This is a genomic window from Microbacterium commune (assembly GCF_014836945.1).
GTDB lineage: Bacteria > Actinomycetota > Actinomycetes > Actinomycetales > Microbacteriaceae > Microbacterium > Microbacterium commune.
Genome location: NZ_JACSPX010000001.1, coordinates 1,166,238 through 1,180,077, shown reverse-complemented (window position 1 = coordinate 1,180,077; position 13,840 = coordinate 1,166,238). Strand labels below are relative to the sequence as shown.

The 13,840-nt window shown below is 71.4% G+C and carries 13 protein-coding genes; 2 read left to right on the top strand and 11 right to left on the bottom strand.

The window, feature by feature from the left end; all coding sequences use genetic code 11:
* Positions 1–116: 116 nt before the first annotated feature.
* Positions 117–1,547: an argininosuccinate synthase gene (gene argG / locus H9633_RS05425; RefSeq protein WP_071644635.1), complete on the bottom strand. Its 1,431-nt coding sequence runs from the start codon at positions 1,545–1,547 to the stop codon at positions 117–119.
* 129 nt (positions 1,548–1,676) lie between these two features.
* Between argG and H9633_RS05420 the strand changes: the two genes are divergently transcribed.
* Positions 1,677–2,384, top strand: coding sequence for a ZIP family metal transporter (locus tag H9633_RS05420; protein ID WP_191712383.1), 708 nt, complete (start codon positions 1,677–1,679; stop codon positions 2,382–2,384).
* Between the two features lie 97 nt (positions 2,385–2,481).
* Here H9633_RS05420 and H9633_RS05415 read toward each other — a convergent pair whose 3' ends face one another.
* Genes H9633_RS05415 through H9633_RS05405 form a run of 3 tightly spaced genes read right to left on the bottom strand, consistent with a single transcriptional unit; the run spans position 2,482 to position 5,577 of the window.
* Positions 2,482–3,450, bottom strand: coding sequence for an acetylxylan esterase (locus H9633_RS05415; RefSeq protein ID WP_191712382.1), 969 nt, complete (start codon positions 3,448–3,450; stop codon positions 2,482–2,484).
* Between the two features lie 5 nt (positions 3,451–3,455).
* Entirely contained in the window at positions 3,456–4,619 is a 1,164-nt protein-coding gene (gene manA, locus H9633_RS05410) for a mannose-6-phosphate isomerase, class I (protein ID WP_191712381.1), read from the bottom strand.
* 34 nt (positions 4,620–4,653) lie between these two features.
* Complete coding sequence (locus H9633_RS05405; protein WP_191712380.1) at positions 4,654–5,577, bottom strand: N-acetylglucosamine kinase; 924 nt, start codon at positions 5,575–5,577, stop codon at positions 4,654–4,656.
* A 151-nt stretch (positions 5,578–5,728) separates the two neighbouring features.
* Here H9633_RS05405 and H9633_RS05400 point away from each other — a divergent pair, with 151 nt between their 5' ends.
* On the top strand, positions 5,729–7,267 hold the full coding sequence (locus tag H9633_RS05400) for an FAD-dependent oxidoreductase (RefSeq protein ID WP_071644638.1): 1,539 nt from the start codon (positions 5,729–5,731) through the stop codon (positions 7,265–7,267).
* 49 nt (positions 7,268–7,316) lie between these two features.
* Here H9633_RS05400 and H9633_RS05395 read toward each other — a convergent pair whose 3' ends face one another.
* From H9633_RS05395 to H9633_RS05365, 7 genes are read right to left on the bottom strand one after another with little or no spacing between them, the layout of a single operon-like run.
* A complete protein-coding gene (locus H9633_RS05395; RefSeq protein ID WP_191712379.1) occupies positions 7,317–8,426 on the bottom strand; it encodes a phage holin family protein in 1,110 nt (369 codons plus the stop codon).
* On the bottom strand, positions 8,420–9,190 hold the full coding sequence (locus H9633_RS05390) for a hypothetical protein (protein ID WP_191712378.1): 771 nt from the start codon (positions 9,188–9,190) through the stop codon (positions 8,420–8,422). Before H9633_RS05390 ends, H9633_RS05395 begins: the two co-directional genes overlap by 7 nt.
* Positions 9,187–10,239, bottom strand: a complete 1,053-nt coding sequence (locus H9633_RS05385) for a VWA domain-containing protein (protein WP_191712377.1) — start codon at positions 10,237–10,239, stop codon at positions 9,187–9,189. The genes H9633_RS05390 and H9633_RS05385 overlap by 4 nt, the downstream gene beginning before the upstream one ends.
* Positions 10,236–11,240 (bottom strand): VWA domain-containing protein, encoded by a 1,005-nt coding sequence (locus H9633_RS05380; RefSeq protein WP_318247202.1) that lies wholly within the window; start codon positions 11,238–11,240, stop codon positions 10,236–10,238. The genes H9633_RS05385 and H9633_RS05380 overlap by 4 nt, the downstream gene beginning before the upstream one ends.
* An 11-nt stretch (positions 11,241–11,251) precedes the next feature.
* Positions 11,252–11,740 (bottom strand): hypothetical protein, encoded by a 489-nt coding sequence (locus tag H9633_RS05375; RefSeq protein WP_191712376.1) that lies wholly within the window; start codon positions 11,738–11,740, stop codon positions 11,252–11,254.
* Positions 11,727–12,617 carry a DUF58 domain-containing protein gene (locus H9633_RS05370; RefSeq protein WP_191712375.1) on the bottom strand — a complete coding sequence of 297 codons (891 nt, stop codon included), beginning with the start codon at positions 12,615–12,617 and terminating at the stop codon, positions 11,727–11,729. The genes H9633_RS05375 and H9633_RS05370 overlap by 14 nt, the downstream gene beginning before the upstream one ends.
* Positions 12,618–12,622: 5 nt before the next feature.
* The gene (locus H9633_RS05365) at positions 12,623–13,648 is read right to left on the bottom strand and encodes an AAA family ATPase (RefSeq protein WP_191712374.1); all 1,026 of its coding nucleotides are present in this window, start codon (positions 13,646–13,648) and stop codon (positions 12,623–12,625) included.
* Positions 13,649–13,840 lie beyond the last annotated feature (192 nt).

Genomic DNA, 13,840 nt, shown 5'->3' with positions numbered 1-13,840 from the left:
ACGGGGCCGACACTCCAGATGTCGGACGGTCCCGCGAGAAGCGTCCGACATCTGGAGTGTCGGCCCCCGACGTGGCGGCACGGCCCCGCCCGCGTGGGGCGACCGGGGCGTGGGGATCAGTCGGTGCCGGAGTCGAAGGCCGCACCCTCGGATGCCAGGTCGACCGCCTCCGCGAGCTGCTCGTCGTCGCTCTCGGATGCCGAGATCTCGGCGGCCTGACCGGCGGTGACCTTGCCGACGAGCTCGCCCGTCGCGCCGCCGACGAGGCCGAGGCCCGCGTACTGCTCGAGCCGCGAGCGCGAGTCGGCGATGTCGAGGTTGCGCATGGTGAGCTGGCCGATGCGGTCGACCGGGCCGAACGCCGCGTCGCCCACGCGCTCCATCGACAGCTTCTCGGGGCCGTACGAGAGGTTCGGCGAGACGGTGTCGAGGATGGTCCAGTCGTCGCCGCGGCGCAGGCGCAGGGTGACCGTGCCCGAGATGGTGAGTCCCACCCAGCGCTGGATCGACTCGCGCAGCATGAGCGACTGCGGCTCGAGCCAACGACCCTCGTACATCAGCCGGCCGAGGCGACGGCCCTGCTCGTGATAGGTGGCGAGGGTGTCTTCATTCAGGATGCCGTTGACCAGGCGCTCGTAGGCGATGAACAGCAGCGCCATTCCGGGGGCCTCGTAGATGCCGCGCGACTTCGCCTCGATGATGCGGTTCTCGATCTGGTCGCTCATGCCGAGCCCGTGGCGTCCGCCGATGGTGTTGGCCTCCATCACGAGGGCCACCGGATCGCTGTACTCGGTGCCGTTGATCGCGACCGGGCGGCCGCCCTCGAAGGTGACGGTGACGTCTTCGGTGTCGATCTGCACCGACGGGTCCCAGAACTTCACGCCCATGATCGGGTCGACGGTCTCGAGCGACACGTCGAGGTGCTCGAGGGTCTTCGCCTCGTGCGTGGCGCCCCAGATGTTGGCATCCGTCGAATACGCCTTCTCGGCCGAGTCGCGGTAGGGGAAGCCGCGCTCGACGAGCCACTCGCTCATCTCCGCACGCCCCCCGAGCTCGGTGACGAAGTCGGCGTCAAGCCAGGGCTTGTAGATGCGCAGGCGCGGGTTGGCCAGCAGGCCGTAGCGGTAGAAGCGCTCGATGTCGTTGCCCTTGTACGTCGAGCCGTCGCCCCAGATGTCGACGCCGTCGTCGCGCATCGCGCGCACGAGCAGCGTGCCGGTGACCGCGCGTCCGAGCGGGGTGGTGTTGAAGTACGTCTTCCCGCCCGAGCGGATGTGGAAGGCGCCGCACTGCAGCGCGACGAAGCCCTCTTCGACGAGTGCCGTCCTGGCATCCACCAGTCGCGATTCCTCGGCGCCGTACTCGAGCGCACGGCCGGGGATCGAGGCGATGTCGCTCTCGTCGTACTGCCCCAGATCGCCGGTGTACGTGTAGGGCACCGCGCCCTTCTCGCGCATCCACGCGACGGCGACGGAGGTGTCGAGCCCTCCGGAGAAAGCGATGCCGACCTTTTCGCCGACGGGGAGGGACTGGAGCACCTTGGACATGGCTTCAAGTCTATCGGCGCGCGGCGTGTCGCCCCGGCCCCGTTTCTCCCCTTCGAATCGCTTGAATGGCGGCAATCCGGGCCGCCGAACCGCCATTCAAGCGATTCGAAGGCGGGTAGCCTGGGCCGCATGGGCCAGGCGGTGCTGTGGGGCGCGGTTGCGGCAGCGCCGCTGCTCGTCGGGGCGCTGCTGGCGCTGGTGCGCCGGTGGCCCGATCGGCTGCTCGGCATCATCCTCGGTTTCGGCGCCGGTGCGCTGATGGCGTCGATCGCCTTCGAGCTGTGGGAGCAGGGTGTGGATCTCGGCGGTCACCTGCCGCTGATCATCGGCGTCGCCGCCGGGGCGCTCTGCTACTACATCGCCGCGCGGATCCTTGATGCGCGGCAGGCGAAGAAGAAGGCGGATGCCGGTGGCGGGGCGCTCGCGATCGGGGCGCTGCTCGACGGCATCCCGGAGCAGCTCGTGCTGGGCATCGGACTCGCGTCCGGCGAGGGGGTGGGCGTCGCGCTGATCGTCGCGATCGTCGTCTCGAACCTGCCGGAGTCGATCGGCTCGGCCTCGGACCTGCTTGCCGACGGTATGCGGCGCAGCCGCGTGGTGCTGCTGTGGGCAGGGGTGGCCGTGCTCTCCGTGCTCGCCACCGCAGGCGGATTCGCGCTGGCATCCGTCGTCGACAACAGCTTCCGCGCCGGGGCCAACGGATTCGCCGCGGGAGCCCTGCTGGTCATGCTCGTCGACTCGATGGTGCCCGAGGCGCAGAAGAAGGCGACCGAGTCGACGGGGCTCGCGACGGTCATCGGCTTCGCGTTCGCCGCCTGGCTCGCGCTCGCCGCCTGACCCGCCGGCCCGGACCCGCCTCCGACGGGCGCTCAGCCCAGACGCTCAGCTCAGACGCTCAGCCCAGACGCTCAGCCCAGACGCTCAGCTCAGACGCTCAGCCCAGACGCTCAGCCAGCCACGCCGCCTGGCGCTGCCACTGCACGCCGAGCCCGCCCTCGTGCTCGTTGAACGCGTACTCCACGACGTCCGCCCCGCCGCGGTGATGATTGGCCGCGGCGAACACGGTCGATGGCGGGCATACGGGATCCATCAGGGCGACCGAGTACAGCGCAGGAGCGTCGGCCCGCGCGGCGAAGTTCACGCCGTCGAAGTACGACAGGGTCTCGAAGGTCTGCGTCACGGCATCGCGATGCACCGCCAGATAGCGCACGATCTCCTGGTACGGATCGCTGTCGGTCAACCCGACCGCCCGCTCGAAGTGGCAGAGGAACGGCACGTCGGGCATGACGCCGACGAGCCCGGGGGTGAGACCGGCGGCGGCGATCGCGATGCCGCCGCCCTGGCTGCCGCCGGTGACCGCGATGCGGTCGGCGTCCACCTCGGGGAAGGCGCGCACGGCGTCGATCAACAGCGCGGCGTCGGTGAACACGCGACGGTAGTAGTACTGCTCCGGGTCGTCGATGCCGCGAGTCATGAACCCGGGAGCCGAGGCGCCGGTGCCGTGCGGGTCGGGGGTCGAGCCGCCGGTGCCCCAGCCGCTGCCCTGGCCGCGGGTGTCCATGAACACCCACGCGTACCCGGATGCCGCCCAGCCGAGGCGCTCGTGCGGCAGCCCGCGCCCGCCGCCGTAGCCGTTGTACTCCACCACCGTCGGCAGGGGTCCGGTCGCGCCGGCGGGTACGACGTACCACCCGCGCACGCGGTCGCCGCCGAACCCGCTGAACGTCAGGTCGTACACGTCGACCAGCGTCAGGGGCGTCTCGACTCTGGTGCGCTCGGCCGGCGCGGCCAGCCGGCGCGACGAGTCGAGCGTGCGCTGCCAGAACGCGTCGAAGTCGGCGGGCTCGGCGACGGTGGGCCGGTACGTGCGCAGCTGGACGGGAGACAGATCGAAGCGAGGCATGACGATCAGCCCGCCGCCACGAACAGGCGTCCGGCGCCGGTGATGCGCACCGTGGCGGGGCGCGAGATCAGCGCCGCGCGACCACGCGGCATCGCGATGTGCTCGTCGTCGGATGCGAGCTCGAACTCCCCGTCGGTCGCGAGCGCGATGCCCGCGCCGTCGAGCACGATCTCGCCGTCGGATTCGATCGCGTACAGCTCGAACCCGGGAACGTCGTCCGTGCCGCGCTCGACCGGGCGGAAGACGCGGAGACCGTCGGAGACGACCTCGGGAGCGAGCCGCGGGTCGCCGCCTTCACGAGCGTCGAGAACTCGGTCGAGTTCGACCTTGTCGATGTGCTTGCCGGTGAGACCGCCGCGCATGACGTTGTCGCTCGGGCCCATCAGCTCGATGCCCGAGCCGCGCAGGTAGGCGTGGATGTTGCCCGCCGGCAGCCACAGCGCCTCGCCGGCGCGCAGCGTGAGGTGCTGCAGCATGAGCGCGCCGAGGATGCCGGGGTCGGCCGGGTGCGCCTCGGCGATCCGCGCGAGGAGCGCGAAGCGGGCATCCCGTTCCGCGACCGCGGTCACGGCCGTGACCAGCGCCGGCAGGCTCTCATCTCCCGAGAGCAGCCACAGGAACGCCCGGCGGATGCCGTCGGCGCCGGCCAGGTGCTGCTGCCAGGTCTGCAGCGCCGCCGACGCGTCGGGCGCAGCGTCGATCAGCCCGGCGAGAGTCCGCAGGTCGGCCTGCACCTCGGCGGCGGGCCGGAAGCCGCACAGTGCCTCGAACCCGTCGTGCAGCGCGACGATCAGCTCGGGCTTCGCGTGCGGGTCGCGGTAGGTGCGGTGCGGGGCGTCGAGCGGGATGCCGCGGGCGTTCTCGCGGTCGAAGCCCGCCTGTGCCTGTGCGGTGCTCGGGTGCGCCTGCAGAGACAGCGGCTCTGCCGCGCACAGCACCTTCAGCAAAAACGGCAGGGTCGCCCCGGTCTCGCTCTCCCACGCCTCGAGCGTCGACCACGGAGCGCCGCCGACGATCCTGCTCGGCGCGGACGGGTGCGCGCCGAGCCACAGCTCGGCCTCCTTGCGTCCGGTCGGTGCGGTGCCGCGCACGTGCGCGACGCCGTCGACCAGCCCCCAGGCGTAGTCGCGGGGCGTGTTGTCGATCTCGAGGAACAGAGGGTTCGTCATGATGCGGCTCCGATCGGGTGGTCAGGTCGAGGTGTCAGCGGGTGCGCTCGGCGAAGCGCTCGTGCAGCGGATGCCCGGGGCCCAGGTGGGCGAGGGCCACGGCGCCGCCGAGGCCGGACCCGGCGGCCGGGACGAACCTGGCATCCGGGCGCTCGGCGCGCACGGCCTCCTCAAACGCCGAGCGGACGAGGTCGGAGCCGAGGACGCCGCCGATCGCTCCGACGGCGGCATCGGCCGGCGCGTCGGTGACCCTCAGCGCCGCGAGCACAGCTGTCGCGAGCTCGGCTGCGGCGGCGCGGCAGATGCCGATCGCGACGTCGTCTCCGGATGCCGCGTGCGCGGCTGTCGGCGCGGCGAACGATGCCACGGTGCGCACGCGATCCTCCGACGACTGCAGGGCGACGTACGCGGTCTCCAGGTCTGGCCAGCGCTCCTTCACGACCGCGGTCAGCGCCGTCGCGGGGCCGCGCCCGTCGTGCGCGCGCATCACGGCATCCAGGGCCGCTCGGCCGATCCAGTACCCGCTGCCCGCATCTCCCATGATGTGGCCCCAGCCGTCGACGCGGGTGGAGTGCTCCGGCCCGACGCCGAGCGTGACGACCCCCGTGCCGGCGGCCACCACGGCGCCCTGCCGGTCGCCGAGCACCCCGAGGAACGAGGTGACCGAGTCGTGGGTCACGACGATGCGGTGCACGTCGGCGAGATCAGGGTGCCGCATCAGCGCATCCGCCTCGGCCTCGGCGGAGGTGAGACCCGAGACGCCGAAGGTCACCGTGTGCGGCGCCTCGTTCGTCACACGGGTGACCTCGGCGACGACGGCCGCGAGCTGAGCCAGCAGCGGCCGGTCGGTGAGCACGCCGGGGAACAGCCACTCCTGAGCGGTGTCGTCGGGTGCGACGAGGCGGGTCTTGATGCCCGTCTGGCCGGCGTCGATGGCGAGAAGCGTGTGCTCGGGCACGTGGACTCCCTGTTGATCGAGGGCCGCGACGCGGCCAGAAGCCAGCGTAGGACACCCGCCGTGCTCGCGTCGGTCGTGATGTCAAGCCCTGTTGCTCGCCACCGCGCTCACGGTGTACTGGGACTCACTCGCCCCCAGCGAAGGAGACACCGTGACGTCCTTATGGCTCGACGACCAGCGTGAGCGCATTCCCACCGACGCCTTCGAGCCCGACGCCCGCTACGACGCCGTGGTCGCCGGAGCGGGTCTCACCGGACTGACCACCGCCCTGCTGCTCGCGCGAGCCGGCCTGTCGGTGGCGGTGCTGGAGGCCCGCTTCGTGGGTGCCGCGGCGACCGGCAACACCACCGCGAAGCTCAGTCTGCTGCAGGGAAGCGTGCTCTCGGGCATCCGCTCGCGCGGGTCGGATCGGGTGCTGAAGGCCTACGTCGAGGGCAACCTCGAGGGGCAGCAGTGGATGCTGCGCTATCTCGGCGAGCACGGCGTCGCCGTCGAGCGTCGCGATGCGTTCACCTACGCGGGAACCGAGGACGGTGCGCGTTCGATCGAGAAGGAGTACGAGGCGTGCCTGGCGGCGGGACTCGACGTCGAGCGGGTGAGCGAGCTCGAGCTGCCGTTCCGCGTGCACGGCGCCATCCGACTTCGCGAGCAGGCGCAGTTCGACCCGATGGACGTGCTGCGCGCGCTCGCCGCCGATCTGCGCGAGCGGGGCGGGGTGATCGTCGAGGGCGTGCGGGTGAAGGACGTCGACACCGGCGAGCCCAGCCGGGTGATCACCTCGGTCGGCGACGTGCACGCCGGCACCGTCGTGCTGGCCACGGGTGTGCCGGTCCTCGACCGGGGCCTGTACTTCGCCAAGCTCAAGGCCAACCGCTCCTACGCGCAGGCGTACCGGATGCCGGACGCCGCCCGGATCCCGCAGGGCATGTACCTCTCGGTCGATGCACCGACCCGGTCGCTGCGCACCGCCTCGCACGACGGCGAGCAGCTGCTGCTGGTCGGCGGCAACGACCACGACGTGGGCCGCGCGGCCGATACCCAGGCCCTGGTCGACGATCTCGAGCACTGGACGCACCGTCACTTCCCCGGCGCGGAGCGCACGCACGCCTGGGCTGCGCAGGACTACCAGTCGCTGAACATGGTGCCGTTCGTCGGCTGGATGCCGCGCACCGGCAAGCACGTCAAGATCGCCACCGGCTACAACAAGTGGGGCATGACGAACGCCGTCGCGGCGGCGCTGAGCATCACGGCGGAGGTGCTCGACGGCAGCATCCCCTGGGCGCAGACGCTGCACCATCGCATCACCACGCCGAAGGATCTCGCGCAGGGTGCGGTCGCCGGCGCGGAGGTGGCGCGCGACGCCGCGACCGGGTGGATCTCGGCCGAACGGCATCCGCTGCCCACGACGCCGCCCGCGGAGGGCGAGGGCGTCGTGGGCAGCGCGGGGATGAAACCGGTGGCGGTCTCGACCGTCGACGGCGTCACCTGCCGCGTGTCTGCCGTGTGCACGCACCTGGGCGGCATCGTCACCTGGAACAGTGCCGAGCGCTCGTGGGACTGCCCGCTGCACGGCTCGCGCTTCGCCGCCGACGGCACGGTGCTCGAGGGTCCCGCGGTCGACGATCTCAGGCTCGTCGACGAGCCGGAGCTGCCCGGCGACGAGCACGTGCCGGTGGCAGACCTGCCGTAGGGCGGTTGTCAGGCCGGATCTCGGGCGCCGCGGGAGCGCAGCTCCGACCTCAGAACCCCGGGTACTCCTGCAGGCGCTGCTCGAACTCGGCCCGGTCGGCCTCGGGCAGCACGCGGCGGGCGAAGACGATGAGCTGGATGCCCTCGAGGGGCTCGCCCGTCTGCGCCGCGATCGCCTCGCGCTGCAGGCGGAACTCCCCGGTGGGGTCGTTCGACAGGTCGTACGCGTACGCGTAGAAGCGCATCGGCCCGGGGTAGGTGTCGCCGTAGTACTCCCAGGTGTGCTGCCGGGACGGCTCGGTCGAGCCGTACAGCTTCGCCACCATGTCGGGCGAGATGCCGGTGTCGATCTCGTTCAGCGGGTACAGGTCGCTGAGACCGCGCTCGAGGAGCACCTCGCCGATCGCCTGCATGACCTCGCGTTTGCGTGCGTCGTCCTGCACGGGCTGCTCGGTCGTCCACGCCGTCGACGTGTACCGGCGCAGCATCGACTCACCGCCGTACCCGTTGCGCTCGGGGCTCACGTCGACCGTGCCGCTCTGCACCCACGTGTAGCCGTAGCGATCGCTCAGCCGGGCGCGGATCGCGGCCATCAGAGCGTCGCCCTCGGCCTGCACCTCGTCGAGAGACGGTCCGTTCAGGGCCTCGTCGGGCGAGTAGTCCTTCACGCCGGGATACGCCTCTTCGTGCCGCTGCTGCTCGGACTTCGTGCCGCCGTACGCCTGGGTCGCCGAGGAGTACAGGGCGCCCACGGCGCCGACGGTCGCGACGTTGCAGACGAGCGAGACGGCCAGGGCGATCGCCCCCAGCATCCGGCCGCGTCGGGTGAGCAGCGCCGCGACGATCACGCCGACGATCGCGAGCTGCAGTACGAGCAGCGTCACGCCGTACAGCGCGTCGGTGCCGCCGGCGAGCATGAGCAGCAGCAGGATCACGGCGAAGACGGCCGTCGCCGAGATGGCGGCGAGCCCGACTGCGTTGACCCCCGTCTTGCGGACGGCCGCCGGGTCGGTGTATGTGACTCCGGATGCCGTGGGCAGGCCGGCCGCGGCATCCAGCCCTCCCCGCGCACGGGCAGCGCCCGCGTAGCCGCCGACCGGGGGCAGGGGAGGGGCGCCTTCGGAGCCGCCGACGTATCTGCTGCGCTGATGATCTACCACGGCTTGTCCGTTCCCCCACCGGAGCCGTCGTCGCCCTGCCCGCCGCCGAGCTGGTCCTCTCGCTCCTGCGCGCCCTGATTCAGGCGGTCCTCGATGTCGTCGAGCTTGTCCTGCGGCGTCTCTCCCTGCTCTCCCTGGTCTGGCTGCTGCGGCTGCTCGGGTGGCGGCTGCTGGCTCTGACGCTGCTTCTCCTGCTGGCGCCGCTGATTCTCGTCGAGCGTGTCGCTCATGTCGCGGTTCGGCTGCGGCGACTGCTGCTGGGCTGCCTCGCTGCGGCACTCCTCCGGCGTCTCGACGGTGATCTCGAGCGCTTCGCCGTACAGCTCGGCGGCTCTCGCGGCGTCGCCGTCGGCCTGCGCGGCGTCGCCCTGCCGCTCGACGACGAGCGACAGGTTGATCAGCACGGGGCACACCTGCAGCCCCTGGGCGAGGGGCAGCGCGCGCTCCAGCTCCGTCCGGGAGGCACCGAGCTCGTCTGCGCCGCCCAGCGCCGTGCCGATGTTGTACGGCGCGGCGAACGGCTCGAACCAGTTGGCGATGTCCTGCCCGCGGGCGGCCGACTCCGACTCGGCGTACGCACCAGACACGAACGTGCTGATCGACGTATGCGCGAACGCGTACATGCTCAGCAGCTTGGCCACGAGCAGCAGTGCGGCGAGCGTGAGGGGGAGGGTCGCGATCGCGACCCAGCGGCGGATCCGACGGCGGCGCCGGTTGACGGCCAGCAGGGCCGCAGCGGCATCCGCCTGCGATGGCGTGCTCATCCGATGCCCCCCTTCGGCGGCGTCGGGGCCGGCGGCGTCGGGGCCGGCCGCGCCGGCATCGGTGGCGCCGGGGCCGGCTGCGGTCGGGCGAGTCCGCGCAGCCGCACGACCGAGATGGTCGCGAGCGCGACCTCGACCGCCAGCATCGCGATCAGCGCCAGCGCCCCGATCCAGTACAGCTCGACGACGTTGCCGACCTCGCCGGAGGCCGCGTAGTCGGTGGTGCTCGTCGGCGCTTCGGGCAGGTCGATCTCGGCATCCGCCGCCCTGGCCCGGTACTCGATGCCGAGCTGCTCGGACACCCGGCGCAGGTTGTCTTCATCGATCACCGACCGGGCGGGCTGTCCCTGGTACTCGATGTATCCACCGCTCTCCGAGCCCTGGCCGGTCGTCTTCCGCATCGGCCCGCCCTCGGCGGTGCCGTAGCCCAGCACCGCCCCGCCGTCGACGTACTTCGCGCTCGAGGCGAATGACTCCGGCTCGCTCGACGCCGTCTGCTCGCCGTCGCCGAGGTAGAACACCATTCGCCCGCGCTCGGGCGACGCCTCCGCCGCAGCCGCGAGCGTGTCGGCCAGCATCCGGTTCGCGATGCCGATCGACGATCCGCGCGACTGATCGGTCACCTCGGGCCGCAGCACGTCGAGCGATGAGATGAGCGCGGTCGCATCCGTCGTCAGCGGCAGACGCAGCTGCGCGGCCGCGTCGAAGCTGATCAGCGCGAACCGCGCCCCCGGGTACTCGTCGACGATGGCCTGCACGTCGGCGCGGACGCCGTCGATGCGGGGGCGGTCACCTGCCCAGTCCTCGGCGACGATGCTCGCCGTCGTGTCGACGACGATCACGACATCGGTGTCGGTGGCGAGGGTCTCCGAGGTGCCACCGGGGATGCCGGGCCGCAACAGCATGACGAAGACGACGACGATCATGCCCAGGCGCAGCGCCCACAGCCCGCGCGAGGGCCCCCTCACGAGTGCGCGCACGACGAAGAACGCCGGCACCGCGCACAGCAGCGCGAGCAGGATCGGATGCAGGACGGGCTGGAGGATCACGGGCGCCTCCCTCCGGCATCCCGAACCACGCTCAGCAGCACGACGAAGCCGAGCACCGCCACGAGCATCAGCGAGATCCACAGGTTCGGGCTGTCCACCAGGATCACCTGCGCCTGACCCTTCAGCGTCGTCGCCTCCTGCTTCTGGATCTCGGCGATGATGTCGCCCACGGTGGTGGTCGCCCGCAGCGCGTACGACTGCCCGCCGGTGAGTGCCGCCGCGTCGGCCAGCTGCGCGCTGACCTGCGCGTCCTTGCCCTGCACCGGGTTCAGGGCGAAGACACGCACGCGCTGCTCCTTCGCGTACTGCGCCGCCTCGTCGAGCGTGAGGATCGACGCGCCCGCGAGCTCGTTGTCGGTCGCGAGGATCACCGAGCGGCTGCGCTCGTCGTCCTGATGGTCGAAGCGCATCGTGCACGCGGCGAGGCCGTCGCCGATCAGCGAGGCGCCGGGGCCGTTGAGCGTGCCGACCCAGTGCTCGGGCGTCTCGTCGACATAGTCGAAGCTGCTGCGCACATTCTGGAGTTGCTCCTTCACGAACGCGTAGTCGTCGGTGAGGGGGAACACCTGCACGGGCGAGCTGTTGAAGATGGTCAGTCCGATCCGCTCGCCCTCGAACCCCTCCAGCAGCTCTTTGAAGACGCTGAGCACCTCGACGTCGACGTCCGACATCGATCCCGACACGTCGAGGCAGAGCATGATGTCGCGGCTGGCGTTCACGGGCTGCACGGTCTTCGGCGCCATCGGACGGGCGGCGACGACCCCGCCGAGCAGCACGGCGATCGCGCCGAGCGCGACGATGCCCGACAGCAGCGCCGTCCGCCGCCGCACCGCGGCGCGGAACGAGGGCAGCGCGCGCAGTCGCTCCGCGCGCGAGACCAGTGCGGCCGGCCGGGCGTCGGCACGTCGGCCCGAGCGGATGCCGATGACCGCCCCCACCGCGACGGCTGCGGCGAGCACGCCGAGGGCGACCAGCGGCATCCACCAGATGTTCAGTGTCACGTCGTCACCCCTCAGTGCCAGCTCGTGACGACGGTGCGCGCGGCGTCGGCGCCGTAGACCGGATCGATCGCGGGTCCGCGCTGGAAGATGCTCGGGTAGTAGTGCCGGCGGATCGCGTCGATGAGGGCGGGATCGACGCCGCGAGCGACGAGATCGTCGAGCGCGAGCACCGGCGCCTCGAGCCCGGAGTACTCGTTGACGAACGCGCGCACGGTGCGGCTCAGCTCGAGATTCGCCTGTCGCGGCGTCATATTCCCCGAGCGGTATGCGTCTTCGATGCGCTGGACGTCGGCCAGGTACTCCCCGCGCAGCTGATCGAGGACCGCCGCTGCCGGCGGTGCGAGTGCGGCCTCTCCCGGCAGGGTGATGCTCTGCCTCGGCCTGGTCAGCGCGATCAGCAGCCAGGCGCCGCCGGCGAGCAGCAGCAGGATGCCGATCGCCAGCACGAGCCAGCCCCAGCCGTACTGAGCGGGCGGATACAGCTCATCAGGTGCGGGCATGCGACCTCCTGTTGAGCATGGCGAGCAGCGTGGGCACCGCCGCGCTCTGCGCGCCGAACTCGGCGTGCGCGATCTCGAGCCGTCGCAGCGTGGCATCGCGCGCGGCGGTGTGGGCCGCCTCGTCGGCGGCCAGCTCGGCCATCACCTCCACGTCGCCGTGCACGAAGTCGGGAATGGTCCAGCCGCTGTCGACGTCGCGTCGGTGCGCGCCCGCGCTGCCCGGCCGGATGACGGGGTCGGCGTCGCGCACGGTCATCCAGAGCACATCGTGCTGCACGGTGAGCCGGCGCAGCAGACCCTCGGTGTCGGGCGTCAGCGGCGCCTCGTCGGTGACGAGCACGACGATCATGCGCCGTGCGATAGTGCGCGCGGTGTAGCGCAGCAGGGCATCCCGATCCCCCGCCGCCGTGCTGGAGTCGATCGCCGCGCTCACCGTGCGCAGCGCGTGCTCGAGGGCGCCCTCGCTGCTGCCGGTCGCCAGCCGTCGCACGCGAGCGCTGTCGCCGTAGACGACGGAGAAGTCGTCACCGTGACGCACGGTGAGGAAGCCGAGGGCACCGGTCAGCAGCACGGCGAGATCGCGCTTGCCGCCCTCGTCCTCCGCGAGCGCGCGCATGCCGCGACCGGTGTCGACGAGGAACAGCACCGTGTGCTTGCGGGTGGCCTTGGTGCGCTTGATCAGCGGCTCGCCGTGACGGGCGGTCGCGCGCCAGTCGATGTCCCGCACCTGATCGCCGAACTCGTAAGGTCGCAGATCCTCGAAGTCGAGGCTGCGTCCGCGCAGCAGCGAGGCGTACGCGCCGTCCAGCGCGTGCATCGACTTCTGCGACGAGCGGATGAAGAGCGTGGCCTTCACCTGGGTGATCAGACTCGCCATGGGCGCTACGGGGTCGGCACGGACGCGAAGATCTGGTCGATGATGTCCTCGCTGCGCACGCCCTCGGCATCCGCCTCGAAGGTCAGCAGCACCCGATGGCGCAGCACGAGGTGGCGCAGCGACCGGATGTCCTCCGGCAGCACGTGGGTGCGGCCGTTCAGCAGCGCCAGGGCGCGCGACGCCTGCAGGAAGGCGATGCTCGCGCGAGGGCTGGCCCCGTACTTGATGAACCGGGCGCGTTCCTCGCCGATGTACGGCGCCGGATTGCGGGTGACGTAGGCGATCTGCACGATGTAGTTGCGGATCGCCGGGTCGATGTACACCCGCGAGGCGACGTCCTGCAGGTCGTGCACATCGTCGAGGCTGATCGCGCCGGCCACGTGCCGGTCGGGGTCGAGCGCCCCCGAGTCGATGCGGTTGAGGATCTCGAACTCCTCGGCGGGGCTCGGGTACTCGACGATCGCCTTGAGCAGGAAGCGATCCATCTGCGCCTCGGGCAGCTCGTAGGTGCCCTCCTGCTCGATCGGGTTCTGCGTAGCGATCACGAGGAACGGGCGCGGCAGCGGATGCACCTCGCCGCCGATCGTGGTCTGCCGCTCCTGCATCGCCTCGAGCATCGCCGACTGGGTCTTCGCGCTCGAGCGGTTGATCTCGTCGAGCAGCACGAAGTGGGCGTGCACCGGGCCGAGCACGGTGCGGAAGCTGCCGGTTCCGGCGTCGTAGATCTGGCTGCCGGTGATGTCGCTCGGCAGCAGGTCGGGAGTGCACTGGATGCGCTTGAAGCTGGCTTTCACGGTGTCGGCCAGGGTGCTCGCCGCCGTCGTCTTCGCAAGGCCCGGCACCGACTCGAGCAGGATGTGCCCGCCGGCGATGAGGGCGATGAGCAGGCTGGCGCGCAGGCTGTCCTGCCCGACCATCTTGGTCGCGTACGAGTCGGAGATGACGGTCAGGATGCGCTGCGCGCGAGCCAGATCGTCCGCTCCGGCGGGGGGCGCCTGCGAGGTCGATCCGGGATTCGGGAACTCAGACATCTCTCACTCCTCGTGCGCGTCGGGCGCTCGTCGACGACCGAGAACCCCCGGTACAGGGTAACCGCCCAGCTGACGCGCGAGCCGAAGGGCGGCATCGTGCAGGTGCGGTTCCCGATCCGGTTCACTCCGGCCGGCTGAGGGGCGAGGGGCGTCGCAGGGCCCCCGCGGGTTCGTGCCGATGCGCCAGGGGCC